This is a genomic window from Dyella sp. 2HG41-7, from assembly GCF_021390675.1.
Lineage (GTDB): Bacteria > Pseudomonadota > Gammaproteobacteria > Xanthomonadales > Rhodanobacteraceae > Dyella_B.
This window is the reverse complement of the sequence record NZ_JAJEJV010000004.1, coordinates 1739236-1758560: the sequence shown is the minus strand read 5'-3', so window position 1 is coordinate 1758560 and position 19325 is coordinate 1739236. Positions and strand designations below refer to the sequence as shown.

The window sequence follows — 19325 nt, the reverse complement described above, 5'->3', positions numbered from 1 at the left end:
AAAACCTTGGCTTATGGAGTCATGCTCCTTGGATTTGCTTTGCGCGCTGCAAGCGCCGGCACACCTGCGCAAGAAGAGACGGCGCAGCTTTTCGTTCGCGCCGACGATATCGAGGTGGTCGATAACGCAGCCTTCGCGAAGTTGTTGATTCAAATTGAAAGCCGAGAGGCGAGTCTTTCGGACGCGCAACGATGGCACCTGCGTTACCTGGAAGCCTGGCAGTCGGGCTATCTCGGACAGATCGACAAAGCCAAACCGATGCTCGAATTGGTGATCGCGCAAGCGCCCGACATCGACTTGAAGGAACAGGCCAGAGGCACGCTGATCAACGTCCTCGGCATTGGTCATCACTACGAGGAAGCTTTCAGGTATCTCGACCAGGCGCTGGACGCATTGCCGCGCGTCACGGTTTTACGCACGCGGCTGCGCATTCTCTTTGATGCCTCGCAATTATTGACCGAAGCGGCCCAATACGACCTCGCCAGCAACTACGCCGACCAGATTCTGACCACCAAAGGCGCGGGGTATTACCGCTGTTTGGGCATCGAAGTAAAACTCGCTGCCGAATTCGGCAGCGGAAAGCAAACCAGCACGCTCATACCGCAGGTCAACGACGGTGTTAGCCAATGCCAAGCGGATCATGATCTGCTGTCGGCCGACACCATCCAACTCTACCGGGCGAAGATCGATCTTCAACAAGGCAACGTCGAAGACGCCATCGCCTTGCTGCAGGATCACTATGCGGAAGTACAGCACGTCGGGTACGTGAACCTTATATCGCAATTCCAGGCGCTGCTCGCCGAGGCTTACTGGAGACAGGGAGACGGACGGCAAGCCGAGAAGTTTGCCCAGATAACCGTGGATACGGCGGGAAAAAGCGGTTTCTCCGAACCGCTGATCAAAGCCTATCAATTGCTTTATCAGATCGCGCGGCAGAAAGGCGACATGCGCGAAGCGATCGCCTATCACGAAAAATATATCCTCGCCGACAACAGTCATTTGGACGATCTGCGCGAGAAAGCCTACGCGTATCAAATCGTCAAGCAGCAAGTGGAAGCCAAGAAAGCGGAACTGGATGCGCTCGACAGGCGAAACCAGATTCTGCAATTGCAGCAGTCGCTGGATCGCAAGGCGATGGTTACGAGCCGTCTCTACATTGCATTGCTGCTAACCGTACTGGCTTCGATCGCGTTCTGGCTCTACCGCCTCAAGCGCTCCCAATTGCGCTTTATGCAGCTCGCACGACGGGACGGCCTTACCGGCATATTCAATCGCCAGCATTTTGTCTCCGAGGCGGAGCAATCGCTGCGCTATGCGCGCAAGTCTCAGCGCGTCGCCTGCCTGGTCTTGTTCGATCTGGATCATTTCAAAAACATCAACGATGCGTATGGTCACGCCTCCGGCGACAACGTGCTCAAGCGCGCGGTAGCGATTTGCCACAAGCATCTGCATTCTTTCGATGTATTCGGTCGCCTCGGCGGCGAGGAATTCGGCGTGCTGCTTGCGGAAGCGACCTTGGTCCAGGCGCTGGAACGCGCGGAAGGGATTCGCCTGGCCATTCAGGCGAGCGAATATCATGAAACGGAGCGCGTGCCCGTCTCCGCCAGTTTCGGCATTGCCTGCACGGCCGATTACGGGTACGACCTGCGCGGCTTGCTTATCGCAGCGGATAGCGCGCTCTATCGTGCCAAGCGCGAAGGCAGAAACCGCGTCGTCGTCAGCGTAAACGAATGCCCTCGCGCTACATCTGTGCGCCGCGACGCGAGTGAACAAGGCGCCATGGGTGCATCGCCTAACGCAAATCCGACCAAGTAGTTTTTTATTCGACATCGAGCGTACTCACCGACGGCGAGTACGCTCGATAACGCAAACTATTTGCCCGCGTCCTGTCCTTTGCTTAGATCGATCATCGGAATAGAACCCGCCCCCACCACTTGGGGAAGGATGCCGTTCCAGTGCTGCAAGCCATAGAAATGGCTGTACTCGGGATTGTTCTTCAGCGCCTGGCCCACGGTTTCGATGGCTTTCGCTTGCGCTTGCGCCTGCAGCACCGTCGCCTGCGCTTCGCCGTTGGCGCGTTCCACGGCGGCGGTCGCTTCGGCATTGGCCGTCACTGTCTTCTGCTCGCCTTCGTAGCGCTTTTGCGCCACGGTGTTTTCGGCCTGCACCGCCAGGTTCTTGGCGCGAACGGCTTCTTCGATCGACTGATCGAACACCGGTGAGTAATGAATGCCAACGAGCTGCACGTCGATGACATTGACGCCGAACAATCGCTGCAACGCTTCGCTGATGTCCTTGCGCATCTGCGCCGTGATCTGCGCTCGCTGATCGGAAATAGTCAGCGTGTTGTATTGCGCAAACGCCGCCAGCGCGCGATCACGCACCACCGGCAAAATGGTCGCCTCGATATCCACCGCGCCGGCGCGCCCCACGTGATAGAGCAGATTCATCACCGAGGAACTCGGTATCTGGTAAATCAGGCTGACGTCGATGGTGACCTTTTGATTGTCGTTGGTGTAAACGTCCAAACCATTCAACGTATAAACCGAACGACTCGTCTGCAACCGGTCCACCGTTTCGAAAAACGGCACTCTGAAATGAACGCCGGTTGACAACGGCGCCGACGTCATGGGCGTGCCGCCCATCCATCGCGTTCCCACTTCTTCGCTGGGCGATACGACGAACATGCTGTTGAGAAACAACACGACGAGAATTACGACAGCAACCAAACCACCAATACGGAAACGACCGAAAAGATCGCGCGGATCTTTGGGCGGCAGATTAAGCATGGAAAACCCCTTTCCCTGACGTGGGCGACATATTCGCGCAAGGTTGTTCCGTTTTCGAGTGACTTCAACGGTCACCCCATTTTGTTTGCGAAGATTTTACGCCGGTGGCGCCGCCCGCCTGTATCGCCGCATCGCGCATCGCGATCGGGCATGCCAGACTGCCCGCATGCTGCTAAGAGCCGCCACTCCGGAAGACGCATTGGGCGTAGCCCGTGTGCATGTGCGCGCATGGCAAACCGGTTATCGGGAACTGCTTCCCCACGAATACCTCGCGAATCTTCACCCGGAAGAACGCGCGCAGCGGTACGACTTCGCCAACGACGATCCTCGTCGCCCCAAAACCATCGTGGCGATCGACGACGACGCCGTGCGCGGTTTTGCCACGATCGCTCCGGCACATGATAGCGATACCACCGACGATGGCGAGCTTTGCGCGCTTTATGTCGATCCCGACCGGTGGGGACAAGGCATCGGCATCGCGCTGATCTCAGCTGCGCGCAACCGGCTGATCGAGCTGGACTACCATTACGCGCGCTTATGGCTGCTAGTCGGCAATGCGCGCGCCGCACGGTTTTATCGCGCGGACGGATGGGCGCCCGATGGCATCGTTCGCACTGAAACGATCTGGGGTGTCAGCGTCGACGAACTTCGCTACCGGCGATCGCTGTAACCGTAAGCGACATTGCGTAATGCGTCAGGTGACGTAGCGAGTCACGTCGGTGCATTTCAACGGTTCGCCGTGCTGCGCTCGCTTGCTCCCTAGCGCTCCTTGCCGCCTCATTCAAAACAAGCACTTCCGCGCGTTATCGCTATGCACTCTAGGTTAAAGCCCCCTCACGCGACGCAAGGTTTAATGGCCATTCGTTGGCGCGCTTCCTGCTTACCACTTTAAGACCATGCAGGCCGCACTAACTCGCGCGCTCGCCCGGTCGTTCGAATAGCAATCAAACGCTCAGGAGGGGGCGGTGGGACGTCGCGAAGACACCGGCATCGAAATGGTATCCAAGTTCCCATGGCAAGCAGGCATAGCTCTTGGCGCGGCAGGCTACGTCGCCATGCGTTACGGCCTTGGCTGGTGCATGGAAACTTTCGGCGGCCCGATCGGCCAGTCGCTGGGAACCACCGTAACCAACGGCGCCTACGCGCCGATCGCCTGGTTGTTGCTGATCGCCTGCTGGCTCGCCGCGCTCATTTCCTATCTCGACAGTCGCCGCCGTCGTCGCTTGCTCGCGTCGCAAAGCGGGCTTGGCAGCTTGAGCGCTATGGACTGGCGTCAATTCGAAACGCTGGTCGGCGAGGCGTTCCGTCGCCAGGGCTACAAAGTGAAGGAAGTCGGTTTCAGCGGCGCCGATGGCGGCATCGATCTGATTCTTCAGAAAGACGGGGCCACGACCCTCGTGCAATGCAAACGATGGCGAACCAAGTGGGTGGACGTGCGCCTGGTGCGCGAAATGTACGGCTTGCTGGTGCATCACCGCGCAGACGCCTTGAAGATTGTCGCGATCGGCCATTACACAGACGACGCGCAACGCTTCGTATCCGGCAAACCGATCGAACTGATTTCCGGCCACGCCTTGTTGGCCATGGTGCGCGAATCGCAGTCCATTACGCCGCGCGCCGTAGAAACCCGCAAGCGCGCCTGATAATCCCCTCGCGCCGATTGCGCATTAAGCGATCAAATAATCGCGTGCGGCACGAACCGCGACGTATCCCGAGTAATCAGCGTGGCATCTTCGCGAATGCCCATCCCCGCCGGCGTATCGCCGACAACCCAGCTTCCGATCAACGGATATCCGCCTTCGAAACGTGGCAGTGGATGAAACGCCTGCCGAATCACGGGGCACTTCGTGTATCGCCCAGGCGAGCTGATGGATTCGCCATCAGGCAATGTCATGTGCACGTTCGCACCTTCGCGCGAAAGCAGTGGCTTGCGCACCCAACCGGGCGGCAACGGTGTATCTGGCTCAGCATCGAAAAATGCGGGCAAGAGGTTCGGATGATCGGGGTAGCGCTGCCATAGCAACGGCAGAATCCCTTTGTTGCTCAAGATCGCTTTCCATGGCGGCTCGATCAACTGCAAGCCGGAACTCGGCAGATACGGACCGTACGTGTCAGAGAACAAATGTTCGAGCGGATACAGTTTAAAAAGCGAACCGATCACTTTGTTGTCGAGAGCGGTGAACGTTCCCTTGGTCGACAAACCGATATCTTCGATAGCGACCATGTCGCCTCGCACGCCCGCTTGCACGGCGCAATCGCGCAAATATTCGATCGTGCCTTGATCTTCCAGGCTGTTGCGGACGGCCGCGAAATAGAAAGGCTTGCGCAACGACTTTCCCAGCGCCGCGAACGCCAAGATCAGCAATTCCTGGAGCTGGTTGTATTGATCGGCATGCTTGGCAAGCACGCCGCGTTGCTGCTGTTCTTCCAGCCATATCCACTGAAAAAACGCGGCCTCGTAGACGGACGTCGGCGTGTCGTAATTGAGCTCGTAGAGTTTGGCCGGACCGCGACCGTCGTAGACCAGGTCCATACGTCCGTATAAATGCGGCTGCCGATTTCGCCAAGAATCGGCGATCCAATCCCAATAACGCACCGGAATGGACAGCTTCGTCATCAACGCTTCGCTGGCGACGATGTCGTCGATCAACGACATGGCAAGGTGATGAAGCTCGTCCGTCGGCGTTTCGATATCACGCTCGATCTGTTCAAGCGTGAAGGCGTAATACGCGGACTCATCCCAATACGGCTCGCCGTTGATGGAATGAAAACGAAAGCCGTATCGCGCGGCGGTCACCTGCCAATCGGCGCGCGGCTCCACGGCAATGCGTTTCACGCGTCGCGCGCCCTATTCGCCATGGCCGCCTTCGCCGCCCTCACCTTCGCCGCCGCCGAAACCACCGCGACTGACGGTGTCCCCCTCACCGACCGTCGTGTCGGACGGCGAGGAACGCCACCCGCCCGAACCGCCGGCATAGACCGAACCATAATGCGGCGAATAATTGGTGTCGTCGCGTCGACGAAAAACCGGACCGGCCGGGAAGAACGATGCGACACCGTTGCGGACGACACGACCGATCAAAAATCCATTCATCGCCGGATACCAAACGGGTCCGTTCGGCGCGGTGTCATCTTCCTGGCAGGTATCGTTGTCGTAGCTTTCGGCGCATTGCTCGCGCGTCGAATAACGCGGTGCGCTTTTGGGCGCATCCGCCATCGCCTGGTTATAGGCGGTTTCGCAACTCGGTTTCGGCACGCCTGCTTCGGCGCAATTGTCGAGCGTGGTAAAGGCTTGTTGGCTCTTTTGCGTTTCATCGCACGCGCTGATAAGCAGCGGTGTCAAACCCATTACAAAAAGCGATGCCGTCCTGGATCGTTTCATGCCGCCCCCCCGGGCATTGGTAGCCGGCCCATAATAATGGAAAACGGAAATTGCCGAACCTGCTCGGCTTTCCTGCGAGATAATGCGGATAACCTTTCAGGAGGCAGGCCCCATGCTCCAGCCCCAGAATTTGATGCAGTCGTTCGAACGCGTTACCGATTATTGGTCGCCCAAAGTTATCGGCCGCGTCAACGACCAATTACTCAAGGTCGCCAAGTTGAAAGGTCACTTGGTATGGCACGCCCATCAGGACGAGGACGAGCTTTTCTACGTCGTCAAAGGCGAGATGCGCATCGAATTGGAAGACCAGGTCGTTCCACTGCGCGAAGGCGACTTTTTTACGGTGCCGCGTGGCATCCGACATAATCCGGTCGCCGACGAAGAATGCTGGATCGTTTTGATCGAATCGGCATCGACCAAGCACACCGGCGATGAGTTAACGCCGCAAACCCGCAGTCTGGAAGAGCAACTGTCTTAGGCGGACTGCACGCCACCGCCGGCGCGCTTGGCCGCGTACATCCGTTCGTCGGCAAGAATGGACAGGCTGTCCGGTGTTTGCGCATCGTCGGGAAACATCGCCAAACCGATGCTGGCGCCAATCTGGATGGTGCTTCCCGCCACCGGAACCGGCGCTTCCAGCAACTGCTTCAAATTACGGGCGACTTCGGAAGCTTCGCGGCGCGTGATGGGGCCTTCCAATACCACGGAAAATTCGTCGCCGCCTGTGCGCGCCAACGTATCCACACGACGAAGCCTCGCGGTAAACAGATACGCCACTTGCTTCAACACTTCATCGCCGGCGTGATGGCCCAGCGTATCGTTCACCTGCTTGAATCCGTCCAGATCGATCGCCAGCATCGCAGTTGGCACACCGTGTTGGCGCGCGCGCTCCATCGCGCCGCTGATGCGATCCTGAAACAGGCGACGATTCGGCAAACCGGTCAAAGCGTCGTGATGCGCAAGATGCTGGTTGCGTTTCAGCTGTGTCTCCAGCAACAACAGAATCATGCCCACCGCCACCAGATACTTGGGCAGATTCCATACCTCGTCACCGACCTGGACGTTGGGGAAAAATATTCCGAACACCATGCCGAGCGGAAACACCATCGACCACGCCAGCAAGCCCAACACCGTCACCACGAAGCCGCCGGTTTTCCGCTGATTGGAAAATGCAAATTGCAGACAGCAAATGAAATAAGCGACGAAAAGCGGCAGCGTAATCATCAGGTCTGGGCCGTGCGCGGAGAATTGCCAACCGAGCAACACGACGGAAAGCGCGATATTGATGCCGACAGTGATCCATCGGCTCGCCGGCCGCTTCTCGCGCGGCGTCGCCAGCACAACCAGTAACGGCACCCAGGCAAAAAGACTGGCGGCGCCAATCATCACCGGCTGCGGTATGTTAGGTATCGTCGCCAACGCGATGTATAACGTGTAAATCGTCGACATCGCAGCGAACAGCGCGCGACATCCCCATTGCCCGAGCCGGGCATCCATCGAACAACTGAAGAGTTCCGCGCACCACACCAGCGCGGAGGTTCCGACAATGTCGGCAACGATGCCGGCGGTGCCCGGCACATCGAGAAACGAATACGCCGCGAAATGCAGTTCGATGCAAATCCAGCCTGCCAGCCACATGCGCGTCATCATGCCGCCGGCCGGTCGCGACACCGTCACAAACGCATAAATCAGCAACCCAACAGCTAGCAGATCAGGGAGCTCTTTGAACGACATTCATCCGGTCCACGTTTGTGAATTACCCACCACGACTCTCTTGACGCAATGAGCTGAAAGAAAACGTTGATCAACCTCCTCATCTATCCATGAACGGCCTTGGTTTCATCGATACCGCCAACCTACTCGTATCCATGAAACCCAACAGCACAACGCCCGTTTTGCATCGCCTCGATACATCGACCGTGTTCTGAAAATCGAACTTTGGCGAAGTATTTAGGATCGATCATGAGATCGGCAGCCGCGCGCATTTCTTTAATGCGTGTTGGACTGCCGAATTGGAACTCGTCCTTGAACAAACCGGGTGTTGCCTCATCCACGAATTAATAGATCGCTCTCTTCGAATCCGCATCAATGCGTCGAGACCTGACTTCATAGTGTGATGACGATGATCTTACCGTGCTTTTGAAAATACTTTGCACGGGATGTATTTCCGCCATGTGATCTCAAACCGCCACATTTAATAGATGAGTTCGAACGTTTGTTTGCGTTCAAATATCAAAATACGGCGCATTGGCAAATCGAATTAAAGCGAGTTTCGCCTCCTATAAATCCTTGTCCCTCTTGGACTTATGGGAAGCCGCTTAAATTTGGATCGATACAAAACGCTATGTGGCCCCGGCTTTCATCTGCCTGACGACGCGGATCAACTGGAAATCCATTCCATGCGATCGCAGGTTTGGCGATTTAGTAAACGATGGAGTTCTGAAGAATTCACAACGGAGACAAATCGTCGCCCTGCGAATGAATCGAGGCGCGGCATCGCTTAAAAGCGCGATGCTGATATTCGATGCGTATATCTCGTGGAATATCTCGGCGCCTATTAATCGCCGACAATTTTCTTAGCGACACGTGGCCAGCACGCAACGCGCATATTTTCGCCGCCATAAAAAATGCCGAGGGGATTGCTCCCCTCGGCATTCACTGCACAACACAGTGTCTTGCGGTCAGTTCGACTCGGTGAACTGCACGTACGGCGACGAGCCGCCCGTGGCGGTGCACGAACCGAGATTCAGGTTGTTGCTTTCGCCGGTGCTGCCGTCGTTGGCCACGCACGTCGGCGCGGTGGTGGAGCCGTAGCTCGCGCCGATCTTCACCTTGATCGACGAACCACTGTTGAACTGCGCTTCCGAACCGCCAGCATTACCGACGACGTTGAACTCCGACTGCTTCCAGACCTTGGCAAGGTAAACCACGCTGTCTTTGCCGCTCGCGGTGTACGCTTGCGTGCCGTAGGTAAGCGTCACGGTGTCGTTGCCGCCGCTGGTCGCCGAACCCGTCAGCTTCATGCTGGCCAAGGACGTTGCCGGAACATCGGGAGCCGTCGCCGCGGAGCTATTGCGATAGCAGTCGCCCGAACCATCGCTACCCCAACCGCTGGGGCAGCTGCTGCCGCCATAGCCGATCAGCCAATACTGCATAAATACGGCGGCTTCGCCCTGCACTTCGTAATCGGGCGCATACACGAATTGCTGCCAAACCGTGCAACCGGAATGGCTGTGGCAAGCCGTGGTGGTTGATGTGAATTGCGAATTGATCTGCAGCGAATATTCGTTCGGGCCGAGAATGCCGCCGCCGCCATAAGCGGCTACACCCACGCCTTTCTCGGAGGTCACACCGGTCACCGTCGGGAAACTGCCGACCGTCTGCTTGATCAGCGCCGGCGCCGACAACACGTAGTCGTTGCCGTTGCCCGCGTTTTCCGAGTCGCCCATCTTGACTTTGCGCGGCAGGGAATGCGCACGCGGCACCAGATTGGTACATGCCACTTGTTCCCAGATGATGCTCGGATACGTAGCGTGATAGCAGCCTTCCGTAGGCGTCGCGATTTGCGCCATGTTGTCGCGCCACGCTTCGCGCGCGAGCGATTCCATGGGACCAACCTGCTCATCGGTGGCTTGCGAGCCGAAGTCGGTCGGCGGTGCGGCAAAAGCGGCGGGCACGCACGTAGCACTGACAAGCGCAGCCAAAAGAGCGAACTTCAATTTTGCTTGCATTGCAAATCTCCCCAGTATGCAAAGAGCTATGAGTTATCGACTTTGGACCATCCAAAAGCCGGGTCACGCCAGAAACAATTCGCATCCATGCAAACCACTCCCCCCCATACCGTTGCGGTTCGCTTGCCTGTTTTCGCAGCGCAACGTAGGCGCGCCAAAACCACCGCATTTCAACCTAAGACGTATCGCTGCGCCGATTCCCTACCTCTGTTTTTGCTCGGATCGCAGCACGGCGATCTCAAGCGATTTTTTTGGCGCAACAACGCCTCACGGCTTTGCCGTCACAGGCAAAGCCGAATAAGAACCGAGCGATAACGATGCCCCGTCCCCTAAAACCGTTTGTCCATGCGACTCCCAAAATCCAATTCGTCGATGACTCCGCGACCGCTGTCTTCCGAATTGCTCGGCCAGCTCACGTGAGAATGCGGATGAACATGTCTAAAGCTTGTGAGGAAAAACGCAGCAAGTAATTGCGAAAATATCCAGCGACTTAAATGAAACACTGCGACGATCTTCGCGTTTTCGACCGTCATCGAACGCAGGAAAAATCCTTCCATTAGCAGTCTCGCCCGTCGGCTGCCGAGCAGTTTCCGTGCAAGCGCGCTAGGCTGGTCGCGTCGGACAACCGGGGGGAAGACGACATGTTGGAAGCATTCAAAACCGGCACGCCGGTGGAAGTTTGGCAATCGCTGGTCCAGCAAGCTTATGAACGCACGGGAGTACGGCTCGACGAATCGAGCGAGAGTTACTTGGTGTTTGTGTTGCTGCGATATCAAGCCGATACGACGCTGCTCGCACGCACTCAAGGCATCGATTGGATGGAATCGCTAGCGCTGGCTGGGAGTGCGCGCGCCGATGCGCTGCGCGATGTGGGCGATCGATGTTTGCTGGTAGCCGGACTGTTTCCCGGACAGATCGAACGACGTCGTGTCAGCGTGGATTATTTCATTACGATCGGACGAAACGCTTATCAAGGCGTTGCAGATCTGACACGGCAAGCGTACGCGGCGATGTATGCGCAATTGGCTTATCACTACGGCGAACTTGTAAGTACTTTGCTTGCCGTGCGCATGCTGTCGACGATGCCCATCCTGATCAAACCTGCTCGTTAATTGCGCCATGCCTTCGCCGCGTTGTCCGCGCGCTGTCCGGACAGCGCGGACAACCGTCCGCGGACAGTTCATGGAGATCAGCGTTCTTGCAAAAAATGGCTTAGCGGCGCGGTTTTTCAGAGGTTTCAAAGCTTGGCACGAGGTTTGCCCTATCTATCTCGAAAGCTTCAAAACCTCACTCACGGAGAACCGCCATGAAATTCGAAACCCTGATGCTCAGCAGCCTGTTCGCCACCTGCGTAGTTATCTGCGTCACGACGCTTGGTGCGATGTTGGTTTGAGCTCCTCTGAAGGAACTCAAACCGCCACGTGAGAATCGTCAACGACCGCAAGCATGATCAAGCCTTGGAACGATCCTTGATACGCGTATCGTCCGCAATCCAGTTCGTCTCCCAGGTCTTGCCGTTGTCCGCCGAAAATGCTTGTTCAAAATGAATGCTATCGTCACTGCGCGGCTCGATCACGAAACGCACGACAATCGGTTTGCCGTTCAAGTCTTCTTTGTCGTAAAACACGCCGCGCCCATTGGCAAAGGCGCCGATAGTGGGGACGCCAAGCTCGCCGCTATTGGCGTTCACCACGTTGAGGCTCCATTGATGGGTCGTCGGGTTATACAAGCGGAACGACGCAAGTTTCACACGACGGCTCGCGTTCCTCATATCCAGTTCCACCAGATTGGCCTCGCCGCCCCATACTTTGCGTACGACCGTAATACCGTCGAATTGCGCCCAGGCTTTCGAACCGGTCAGCGGATGCGCAAGCAACGACACATGGGTTTTCCATGTACCGAACTCGAAATCGAATTCATGCCCATTATTGGGCGCGCCACTCGCCGATTGCGCGGCAACCGAACCGAGACAACCCGACGACACCAACGCACCGAGCGCGCACCCGATCCAACGCTTTCCGGCTTTGGCCATAAGGTTTCTCCTGAATAGATGAAAACGCATTCGGAGGGGAAACTAGGCCAAAAAGTGGCTTAAAAAAATAGCCACTCTTTAAAGACATGATATGACTGCTTGGTGGTTCTTCGAAGCGCACGCGACTAGGAAAGCCGCTTCTCCGCCAATCTGATATGCCGCGTTTTACCTAGCAGACTGTGCACAAGCCGTACTTCGCCTGCCGGCCAAACGACAGGTTCCATGTTCTCGAAAGGCATCGTCGCTTTTTCGTAAGCCATGGTCATATGCGGCGTAAACGAATCGTGCGTGTGTTGACCCAACCCGCACGCGCGCAGGTGCGTAGCCAGCTGTTTGTGCATGGCGTGCAACGCATCGTTGCCTTCGGTCGCCGCTAACACCAGCGGACCTCTGACGGCGCGATGGCTGAAGCTGCCAATCTGATCAAACCGAACGGCAAAAGACTCGCAGACCAAACGCGAGAGCGCTTCAGTCGCATTGGCAACCAACCCAGGCGGTAGGCCGACGTAATCGCCAAGATGAAACGCTGTGACGTGCAAGCGATCGGCCTCCACTGCACCCGCGCCGAGACGACGATCGGCAAGATAGGTGTCGGCTACCGCAGCCAACTGATCGGCGTGTCGTCCATCGGGAAAGATGGCTAGAAACAGTCGGTCAGTGGGCTCGCTTGTTTCGAATCCTGGCAAAGATCCCTGGCTAGACATGCTGCAAGCTTCCTGTTGAACGATTAGCCCGACCATTTTAACGAAAGCGTGCATGGTGCGAATCAAGAAAACGCAACTCGATCCGATAGCGCCCCTGTCTTTATAGCGACGCGGGAATGCCGGACCCGCCGGCGATTCAGGTCAACGTTTGTGGAAACGCAAATGCCTCGAACAGCCGCAAAGCGGCAGGCTTCATAAACAGCGTCATATTGGAAATCTCATCGCCGTCGAGCGTAAGCACGTGAATGGAATGCGCCACCCAAGGCGCATCGGCTCGGGCGCGGAAATACATGGCGAAGGCAGGCTGTCGGTTGGCCGCCGTAGGAACGAGGCGAAAGCCGTCGTAATACTGCCAAGCCCATGCGAAGAAAGCGCGGATGTCCGAGCGACCCGCATACCATTGCGAAAAAGGCGGCATGGTGTAAGTCGCATCATCTTTAAGCAGCGCCACGAAACCATCGAGATTTCGTGCTTCCCAGGCATTCAAATAGCGACTGAGAAGTTCTCGTTGCGCAGGACTCGGCGAAGGCGACTTCGATGGACGGCCGTCCGGATAGTGTCTGGCGAGCGCCTCACGCGCGCGCTGTCTGGCGCTGTTGATCGCAGCGGCCGAACTGCCAAGCAGTTCGGCCGCCTCCAGCGTCGACCAACCAAGCACTTCGCACAACAACAGTGCGGCGCGCTGGCGCGGCGGCAATTGCTGGATGACTGTGACAAAGGCAAGTTGCACGACTTCATCGCCGGCATAACGCGCCTCCGGTCCCGGCGACTCATCGACAATGCCGTCGAGATAGGCGTCCGGATACGGTTCAAGCCAGGCGATATCGGTTCGCGCCGTGCCATCAGGCATATCCACAGCGGCAGGCGCCTGCTGATCGGGCAACAAGCGCCGCTTGCTCTTGTCGCTGGCGAGCGCATTGAGGCACGCATTCGTTGCAATTTGATACAGCCACGCGCGCAGCGATCCACGCCCTTCGAATTGGCCAAAGCTACGCCATGCGCGCAGATAGGTTTCTTGCACAAGATCTTCAGCCTCATGCACCGAACCCAGCATGCAGTAACAGTGCCGTTTAAGCTCTTGGCGGAAAGGTTCGGTGAGCTGTTCGAACGTCGCGTTCATGGACTTCAGTCTGACGTATCAAGGAATGACTTCAAGCCCGGCGCCCGAAACGACAAACGCGCTCCCTTTCGAGCGATCCTGATTCATCGACAGCTCGATGACCGCGCTCGCCACGCCAGCGGCGCTGGGCGCGGGTCCCATGCCCTGAATAAAGTCCGCTTCGGGAATGCCAAGGTAATGCGAATAACCTGCAATGGCATGCTTTCCAAGTTCGGTGTCCGGCATGATGCGCGGCGCGAGCGCAATAAATCGAACGCCGAGACCACGTCGATCGGACTCTTTCTGGCTGTAGTTGGCGATAAACATCTGCGTACGCTTGGCGCCGGCATAGCCACCCGAAATGGGCGATCCGCCGACCGCCGCGCCACTGGAAATTAGGATCACCGTAGCGCCTGGGGACAACGGCCCGGATAGTGCCGCCTTGCAGAAGTGGAAGGCGATCTTCACGTCCGCTTCCCAATTCACCGCAAAGGTTTTCCAGTCTAATTCGTGCAGCGGAGCAACCGGCGGAAACGCGCCCGCGCACAACACCAGGATGTCCGGGCGGACCACGCCGAACACGTTTGCCGGCGCCTGCTCATCCGAGGCATCCAGCGCCAGCACTTCCACGCCCGGGCACGCCTCGCTCAATTGGCGAAGCGATCCTTCATTGCGCGCCACGGCAAGTACGCGCGCGCCGCTCTCCAAGCCTGCCTGAACGACACGCCGCCCTACGCCACGACTGCCGCCAATCACAACGATGTTCTTACCTGTCAACGTGGACATACGATTCTCCTTCGGGTTGGCCTTCTATAAGGTGTGACCGAGCAGGAGGGAGAAATTCATCGGTGTCCGCTCGGTGACAAGTCACCCAAATCAACCGTAAAGAAGCCACCATTAGTCCCTATCACCCCGCCATTCGCCCCTGAGCCACGTCAATCCATCCCAATGCACTTAGCTCCATAGCGCCTGATAAGGGAGTATTCGGGTCAACCACCCAAGGGAATGTCATCGTGCACAGCCGCGATCCGCTCACAGCTTCAACGGCCGCTTCTCGCTCGCAACCGAGCATCCTGCCGGTCGTCGCCATCGCCCTGCTCGTCGGCGTCGCCCACATGCTCACCAACGGGCAATACGGATTTCATCGGGACGAATGGCAATTCCTTAGCGATGCGCAGCATCTGGATTGGGGATTTGTGCCCTACCCGCCATTGACCGCCGCGCTGGAACATCTGGGCCTCTCGATGTTTGGTCTGTCGCTGGTGGGGCTGCGCCTGTTTTCCGTGATGGCGCAGGTGCTGGTGATTATCGTGAGTGGCCTAATGGTGCGCGATCTCGGAGGCGGTCGACTGGCGCAGATATTTACGGCCATCGCGGTCGCGCTGTCGCCTGTGCCGATGTTTGAAGCGACGGAATTTCAGTATTCCTCGTTCGATCTCTTGTGGTGGGTGTTGATCGCCTGGTGCGTGATTCGTTTGCTGCGCGACGACGAGCCGCGCTGGTGGGTGGCGATTGGGATATTTGCGGGTCTCGGTTTGCAAACCAAGTATTCGATGGCGTTCGAACTCACTGGCGTGTTGGTGGGCGTGCTGCTTACCGACGCACGGCGATATGTCGCAAATCGCTGGTTTTGGATCGGCGGTGTTATCGCGCTGCTCCTGTTTGCGCCCAATCTCGTTTGGCTCGTCAGGCACGACTTCATTTCCTATCATTTTCTGCAATCGATCCACGCACGCGATGTCGGCGAGGGACGCGCGGATGGCTTTGTGCGCGATCAGTTTCTGGTGAATGCCAACCTGTTCGCCGCGCCGGTATGGCTGGCAGGTTTGATCGCCTACGCCAAGGAGCGCCGCTATCGCATGCTTGCGTGGATGTACCTGGTGCCGCTGTTGATATTCCTGTTTGCGCAGGGACGCTTTTATTACGTTTGCGGCGCTTATCCGATGCTGTTGGCGATGGGCGCCGTCGTAGGAGAACGTTGGTTGAGAAACATGCGCCCCGCATGGCGGGTCGGCATCGCCACGCTGATGTTTACCGGTGTTTTCGCCATCGGCGTCTACGCGGCGCTCAATATCGTACCCATCGCATCAAGCGGCCCAATGCGCGAATTTGCGCTGCGACACAATGGCGATCTCCGCGAAGAAATCGGTTGGAACGAACTCGTCGCGCACGTCGCTGCCATTCGCGATGCGTTGCCCGCCGACCAACAAGCAAAGCTTGGCATCGTTGTGGCGAACTACGGCGAATACGGCTCCATCGCCCTGCTCGGTCCGAAATATCACTTACCCATGCCGATCACCACCATCAACTCGGGATGGCTGCGCGGCTATCCGAACACGCCGATCACCACCTTTATCGTGTTGGGAAATTCGCGGGAGCGCGCCGATGAACTCTTCTTCGATTGCCGTCTCGCCGGTCATTCGACCAATGCATGGGGTGTCGTCAATGAGGAGAGCCGGGATCATCCCGACATCTTTGTGTGCGGTGCTACGCGTAGGCCGCCCAGTGAGCTTTGGAAGCACGGGCCAGACTTTGGATAAGTCGTCGTATACTTCGATAATTTCGTCAGCCTAATGACAGCTTTCGATCAGTCGGCGACGGCGCAAAATCACTGGCCCAAACACCCATCGCACGCAAGTTCTTACTCGTTGCAGAAGCCTGCATACGCGGTGCTAGCATGAGTCGTCGATCACAGTTGTGACGGCAATCTGGTAACACCGTATACCGGAGCGTGTCATGGGGGGAAAGGCTGATTCGCGCGTGCCGGCGATCGTGTTGGGCCGTGGCCCGACCGCGCTCGGCATTTTGCGTTGCCTAACGATGGTGGGCATTCCGACCTATGTCGCGTGTCCGGCATCAGATCATGTCACGCACTCGCGTTGGTATCGCCCCACGCCAGGACAGCGTGTGTGGGATGGATCGCTAGGACCGCACGCATACGACCTATTGCGCGATATGCCGCTCGAAAAAGCCGTATTGATTGCCGGCGCCGACGATGCGGCCATGTGGCTTTCGGATCTCCCTGGCACCGATCTGGCGTCGCGCTATGTGCTCAGCACAAGCACGCGCGAAACGCAGGAAATCCTCCAAGACAAATCGCGTTTTTCCGCGTTTCTGAAAACCGTGAATGTCCCGCACCCGCGCACTTATCACATCGAAAGCGATGCCGATATCGACGCGATACCGTTTGACGACCTCGACCGTGTTTTCATCAAACCGGTGAACTCGCAAAAATTCAGCGACGTCACCGGCGTCAAAGGCATTTGGGTCACGCGCAAAGACGAACTGCGCGATGCCTGGCGCCCTCTGCACGCGCAGGGCTTCCGCCTGATGGCGCAGGAATACGTGCCCGGCGCGGCGTCGGATCATTATTTTGTCGACGGCTTTATCGATGGAAGCGGCGAAGTCACCGGTTTGTTTGCGCGCCAACGCATTCGCATCTCGCCGCCGGATTTCGGCAACAGTTCGTATTGCCGCAGCATTGAACTCGAACAGCTGCAAACGCCAATCGATGATGTCACGCGGCTTTTAAAGAAGTTAAAGTATCGCGGTATTTTCAGCGCCGAATTCAAACGCGATAAGCGCGATGGCGTGTACCGCATCCTTGAAGTCAATACGCGCGCATGGACCTATGTGGAGTTTGCGGCGCGTTGCGGCGTCAATGTGTGCGAAATGGCGTATCAGGATGCGCTCGGCTTACCGGTGCATCATGCAACGCTCGATTACAAAGTCGGCGCCGGCTGCGTCGACTTCTATCGAGACATCAACACCGTTCGGGTGCAAAGCGCGCAAGCGCGCGGACCGCTGCTGAACATTCTATTCCAGTGGGCCGGCGCGTATTTCCACTCGTTCCGTTTGGACGATCCCATACCGGGCCTGCACTTCGCCACGCAAGTTTTGGCACGGCGACGAAGCAGCCGCGCGCCCGGCCAATCCATCAATCCGGTACAAAATTCAACGCGACCCCGTTAATGCAGTAACGCAACCCAGTCGGCGGCGGACCGTCCGGAAATACATGCCCTAAATGACTGCCGCAACGCGCGCAATGCACCTCGGTGCGCGTCATGCCGTAGCTGGTATCGACCGTGGTTCCCGTGCTTCCGGAAACGGGATCGTTAAAACTAGGCCATCCGGTGCCGCTTTCGAACTTGGTCTGGCCCACAAACAACATCTGTCCGCATCCCGCACACGCGAAACCGCCCGCGCGCGTTTCGTGCAGCAACGCGCAGCTACCCGGTCGCTCCGTACCATGACCGCGCATCACGGCATATTGCTCCGGCGTCAGCAAGGCGCGCCATTCGGCATCGGTGTGCGTCACTTCAAAATGCGTCGATTCATTGCTTGCGTTGGACATGGCGAGTTACCTGAGAAGTCGTGTGTTGCTTTCCGAATTAAAGCACCAAACGAAACCGCGCGCTCTAGCGCACGTCAAAATCGGCAACAAGTGCGTATGGAAAGCTACGTGCGCCTCCTTTAACGGATTTTTCCAAATCCGCGAAACTGCCGGAGCGCCGCTCTGAAGTAGCCCGCATCGGCTTCGGTCGCTGCGGCGTCAGTACGCGCGAGCGCCGGAAGCGCTGTCCAAGGCAAAGTTGGATGCTGGTGGTGCAAACGGTGCAGGTGATGATTCATCAACACGGGCCGCCAGATCGCCGGTGCACGAAAATTGCGCGCTCGCTGCTGCTCGTCAAGCGTAACGTCGTAATGCGGCAGGTTATCCGCCAATGAGAGCCAAAGTCCGCGCAAAAACATCGTTACGGCAAACACCGGCCACCATGCCCCGTAAAGATAGAAGGCGAAGGCGTAGAGCGCGATTGAGAGCATCCAGTCGCGGCGCATACGCACGCGCCGCTCCTGATTGCCGGCAAAACCGACAAACAACCGCTGGATTTCTCGATCCATCGGCTCTTCGCTGCGAAGCCTATGCGCGACGAGCCGACGCACCCAATTAACCGGCAGAAACGCGAGCAAAGGCATCGCAAGTTCCGCCAGATACAGACCGCCCGACAAATGCGCGTAATAACCGATGCGCGCCAGAACGCGATGCGTCGCGCCATCGTGCACGTCCGGTCGATCGTAGTGTTCGCGCGTATAGCGGTGATGCATCAAGTGACCAAAGCGCAAAGCGTCGAACGGCAATAGAAAGGCGATAGCCAACGCTCGCCCAAGCCATTCGTTGAGCCACCGCTGCGGCAACAACTTTCCATGAATCGATTCATGGATCAGCCCCCAGTGCGTCGGCGTCAACACCACCAGTGGCGCCGCGATCCAAAGTGCAGACACACCCCACTGCCGCAACATCAATGGCCACGCGACAAACTGCACCAGCACAGCCGTCACGACAATTCCAAACAGCGCCAAATTCGCGCGCATGTCGATGGGCGCGCACCGTAACGACCGCCGCGCCGCCCCCGTTTGGATGCCATCCGCCCCTACCGCTGCCTCCAGATCCATCTTTTCCTCAAAATATGGAATTGTCGACGCATAACCTAGCAGAGCCTTTTTACAACCTAATGTGCGCGCCCGGCATTCAGGCCAAAACACCACTACTAACCCGAGCCCACATGTGAGCGCCTGTCCAAGCTGCC

General features: G+C 57.6%; 19 protein-coding genes. 8 read left to right on the top strand and 11 right to left on the bottom strand.

All coding sequences use genetic code 11. From position 1 onward, the window contains the following. Positions 1-21 precede the first annotated feature (21 nt). Positions 22-1815, top strand: coding sequence for a GGDEF domain-containing protein (locus L0U79_RS09205; protein ID WP_233841821.1), 1794 nt, complete (start codon positions 22-24; stop codon positions 1813-1815). A 56-nt stretch (positions 1816-1871) separates the two neighbouring features. Here the strand turns inward: L0U79_RS09205 and L0U79_RS09200 are convergent, their stop codons facing one another. Then, on the bottom strand, positions 1872-2789 hold the full coding sequence (locus L0U79_RS09200) for a prohibitin family protein (RefSeq protein ID WP_233841819.1): 918 nt from the start codon (positions 2787-2789) through the stop codon (positions 1872-1874). 166 nt (positions 2790-2955) lie between these two features. On the opposite strand from L0U79_RS09200, the gene L0U79_RS09195 reads away from it, so the two are divergent. Together L0U79_RS09195 and L0U79_RS19295 are read left to right on the top strand one after the other, a co-directional pair. After that, on the top strand, positions 2956-3459 hold the full coding sequence (locus tag L0U79_RS09195) for a GNAT family N-acetyltransferase (RefSeq protein ID WP_233841817.1): 504 nt from the start codon (positions 2956-2958) through the stop codon (positions 3457-3459). Positions 3460-3754: 295 nt separating this feature from the next. Beyond that, complete coding sequence (locus tag L0U79_RS19295; RefSeq protein ID WP_233841815.1) at positions 3755-4432, top strand: restriction endonuclease; 678 nt, start codon at positions 3755-3757, stop codon at positions 4430-4432. 32 nt (positions 4433-4464) lie between these two features. Here the strand turns inward: L0U79_RS19295 and L0U79_RS09185 are convergent, their stop codons facing one another. Together L0U79_RS09185 and L0U79_RS09180 are read right to left on the bottom strand one after the other, a co-directional pair. Beyond that, positions 4465-5625, bottom strand: a complete 1161-nt coding sequence (locus tag L0U79_RS09185) for a glutathionylspermidine synthase family protein (RefSeq protein ID WP_233841813.1) — start codon at positions 5623-5625, stop codon at positions 4465-4467. Between the two features lie 12 nt (positions 5626-5637). After that, positions 5638-6171, bottom strand: a complete 534-nt coding sequence (locus L0U79_RS09180; protein ID WP_233841811.1) for a DUF1190 domain-containing protein — start codon at positions 6169-6171, stop codon at positions 5638-5640. Between the two features lie 112 nt (positions 6172-6283). Between L0U79_RS09180 and L0U79_RS09175 the strand changes: the two genes are divergently transcribed. After that, a complete protein-coding gene (locus L0U79_RS09175; protein ID WP_233841810.1) occupies positions 6284-6649 on the top strand; it encodes a cupin domain-containing protein in 366 nt (121 codons plus the stop codon). On the opposite strand, the gene L0U79_RS09170 is transcribed toward L0U79_RS09175, so the two are convergent. Then, positions 6646-7905, bottom strand: a complete 1260-nt coding sequence (locus tag L0U79_RS09170) for a GGDEF domain-containing protein (RefSeq protein WP_233841808.1) — start codon at positions 7903-7905, stop codon at positions 6646-6648. The genes L0U79_RS09175 and L0U79_RS09170 overlap by 4 nt on opposite strands. Positions 7906-8852: 947 nt before the next feature. Continuing rightward, positions 8853-9902 (bottom strand): hypothetical protein, encoded by a 1050-nt coding sequence (locus tag L0U79_RS09165; protein ID WP_233841806.1) that lies wholly within the window; start codon positions 9900-9902, stop codon positions 8853-8855. Positions 9903-10543: 641 nt separating this feature from the next. Here L0U79_RS09165 and L0U79_RS09160 point away from each other — a divergent pair. Together L0U79_RS09160 and L0U79_RS09155 are read left to right on the top strand one after the other, a co-directional pair. Further along, positions 10544-11014: a hypothetical protein gene (locus tag L0U79_RS09160; RefSeq protein WP_233841805.1), complete on the top strand. Its 471-nt coding sequence runs from the start codon at positions 10544-10546 to the stop codon at positions 11012-11014. Between the two features lie 70 nt (positions 11015-11084). After that, a complete protein-coding gene (locus L0U79_RS09155; RefSeq protein WP_233841803.1) occupies positions 11085-11327 on the top strand; it encodes a hypothetical protein in 243 nt (80 codons plus the stop codon). 25 nt (positions 11328-11352) lie between these two features. Here the strand turns inward: L0U79_RS09155 and L0U79_RS09150 are convergent, their stop codons facing one another. From L0U79_RS09150 to L0U79_RS09135, 4 genes are all read right to left on the bottom strand, one after another. Further along, positions 11353-11934 (bottom strand): hypothetical protein, encoded by a 582-nt coding sequence (locus tag L0U79_RS09150; protein ID WP_233841801.1) that lies wholly within the window; start codon positions 11932-11934, stop codon positions 11353-11355. 125 nt (positions 11935-12059) lie between these two features. After that, positions 12060-12638 (bottom strand): 2'-5' RNA ligase family protein, encoded by a 579-nt coding sequence (locus tag L0U79_RS09145; RefSeq protein ID WP_233841799.1) that lies wholly within the window; start codon positions 12636-12638, stop codon positions 12060-12062. 136 nt (positions 12639-12774) lie between these two features. After that, a complete protein-coding gene (locus L0U79_RS09140; protein ID WP_233841797.1) occupies positions 12775-13758 on the bottom strand; it encodes a sigma-70 family RNA polymerase sigma factor in 984 nt (327 codons plus the stop codon). A gap of 18 nt (positions 13759-13776) precedes the next feature. Further along, entirely contained in the window at positions 13777-14523 is a 747-nt protein-coding gene (locus tag L0U79_RS09135; RefSeq protein ID WP_233841795.1) for an SDR family oxidoreductase, read from the bottom strand. A 227-nt stretch (positions 14524-14750) separates the two neighbouring features. Here L0U79_RS09135 and L0U79_RS09130 point away from each other — a divergent pair, with 227 nt between their 5' ends. Continuing rightward, entirely contained in the window at positions 14751-16277 is a 1527-nt protein-coding gene (locus tag L0U79_RS09130) for a glycosyltransferase family 39 protein (RefSeq protein ID WP_233841793.1), read from the top strand. 196 nt (positions 16278-16473) lie between these two features. Next, positions 16474-17709 carry a hypothetical protein gene (locus L0U79_RS09125; RefSeq protein ID WP_233841791.1) on the top strand — a complete coding sequence of 412 codons (1236 nt, stop codon included), beginning with the start codon at positions 16474-16476 and terminating at the stop codon, positions 17707-17709. Here the strand turns inward: L0U79_RS09125 and msrB are convergent. Continuing rightward, positions 17675-18091, bottom strand: coding sequence for a peptide-methionine (R)-S-oxide reductase MsrB (gene msrB, locus L0U79_RS09120; RefSeq protein ID WP_345778429.1), 417 nt, complete (start codon positions 18089-18091; stop codon positions 17675-17677). The two genes, L0U79_RS09125 and msrB, sit on opposite strands and share 35 nt — an antisense overlap. A 119-nt stretch (positions 18092-18210) precedes the next feature. Beyond that, positions 18211-19110, bottom strand: coding sequence for a fatty acid desaturase (locus L0U79_RS09115; RefSeq protein ID WP_233841789.1), 900 nt, complete (start codon positions 19108-19110; stop codon positions 18211-18213). Positions 19111-19325: the final 215 nt, after the last annotated feature.

What these genes read in the sequence shown, in the direction of transcription:
- L0U79_RS09205 (WP_233841821.1), top strand. Translation starts at nt 22, where the DNA reads ATGCTCCTTGGATTTGCTTTGCGCGCTGCAAGCGCCGGCACACCTGCG.
- L0U79_RS09200 (WP_233841819.1), bottom strand. Translation starts at nt 2,789, where the DNA reads ATGCTTAATCTGCCGCCCAAAGATCCGCGCGATCTTTTCGGTCGTTTC.
- L0U79_RS09195 (WP_233841817.1), top strand. Translation starts at nt 2,956, where the DNA reads ATGCTGCTAAGAGCCGCCACTCCGGAAGACGCATTGGGCGTAGCCCGT.
- L0U79_RS09180 (WP_233841811.1), bottom strand. Translation starts at nt 6,171, where the DNA reads ATGAAACGATCCAGGACGGCATCGCTTTTTGTAATGGGTTTGACACCG.
- L0U79_RS09175 (WP_233841810.1), top strand. Translation starts at nt 6,284, where the DNA reads ATGCTCCAGCCCCAGAATTTGATGCAGTCGTTCGAACGCGTTACCGAT.
- L0U79_RS09170 (WP_233841808.1), bottom strand. Translation starts at nt 7,905, where the DNA reads ATGTCGTTCAAAGAGCTCCCTGATCTGCTAGCTGTTGGGTTGCTGATT.
- L0U79_RS09165 (WP_233841806.1), bottom strand. Translation starts at nt 9,902, where the DNA reads ATGCAAGCAAAATTGAAGTTCGCTCTTTTGGCTGCGCTTGTCAGTGCT.
- L0U79_RS09160 (WP_233841805.1), top strand. Translation starts at nt 10,544, where the DNA reads ATGTTGGAAGCATTCAAAACCGGCACGCCGGTGGAAGTTTGGCAATCG.
- L0U79_RS09155 (WP_233841803.1), top strand. Translation starts at nt 11,085, where the DNA reads ATGGAGATCAGCGTTCTTGCAAAAAATGGCTTAGCGGCGCGGTTTTTC.
- L0U79_RS09150 (WP_233841801.1), bottom strand. Translation starts at nt 11,934, where the DNA reads ATGGCCAAAGCCGGAAAGCGTTGGATCGGGTGCGCGCTCGGTGCGTTG.
- L0U79_RS09145 (WP_233841799.1), bottom strand. Translation starts at nt 12,638, where the DNA reads ATGTCTAGCCAGGGATCTTTGCCAGGATTCGAAACAAGCGAGCCCACT.
- L0U79_RS09140 (WP_233841797.1), bottom strand. Translation starts at nt 13,758, where the DNA reads ATGAACGCGACGTTCGAACAGCTCACCGAACCTTTCCGCCAAGAGCTT.
- L0U79_RS09135 (WP_233841795.1), bottom strand. Translation starts at nt 14,523, where the DNA reads ATGTCCACGTTGACAGGTAAGAACATCGTTGTGATTGGCGGCAGTCGT.
- L0U79_RS09125 (WP_233841791.1), top strand. Translation starts at nt 16,474, where the DNA reads ATGGGGGGAAAGGCTGATTCGCGCGTGCCGGCGATCGTGTTGGGCCGT.
- msrB (WP_345778429.1), bottom strand. Translation starts at nt 18,091, where the DNA reads ATGTCCAACGCAAGCAATGAATCGACGCATTTTGAAGTGACGCACACC.
- L0U79_RS09115 (WP_233841789.1), bottom strand. Translation starts at nt 19,110, where the DNA reads ATGCGCGCGAATTTGGCGCTGTTTGGAATTGTCGTGACGGCTGTGCTG.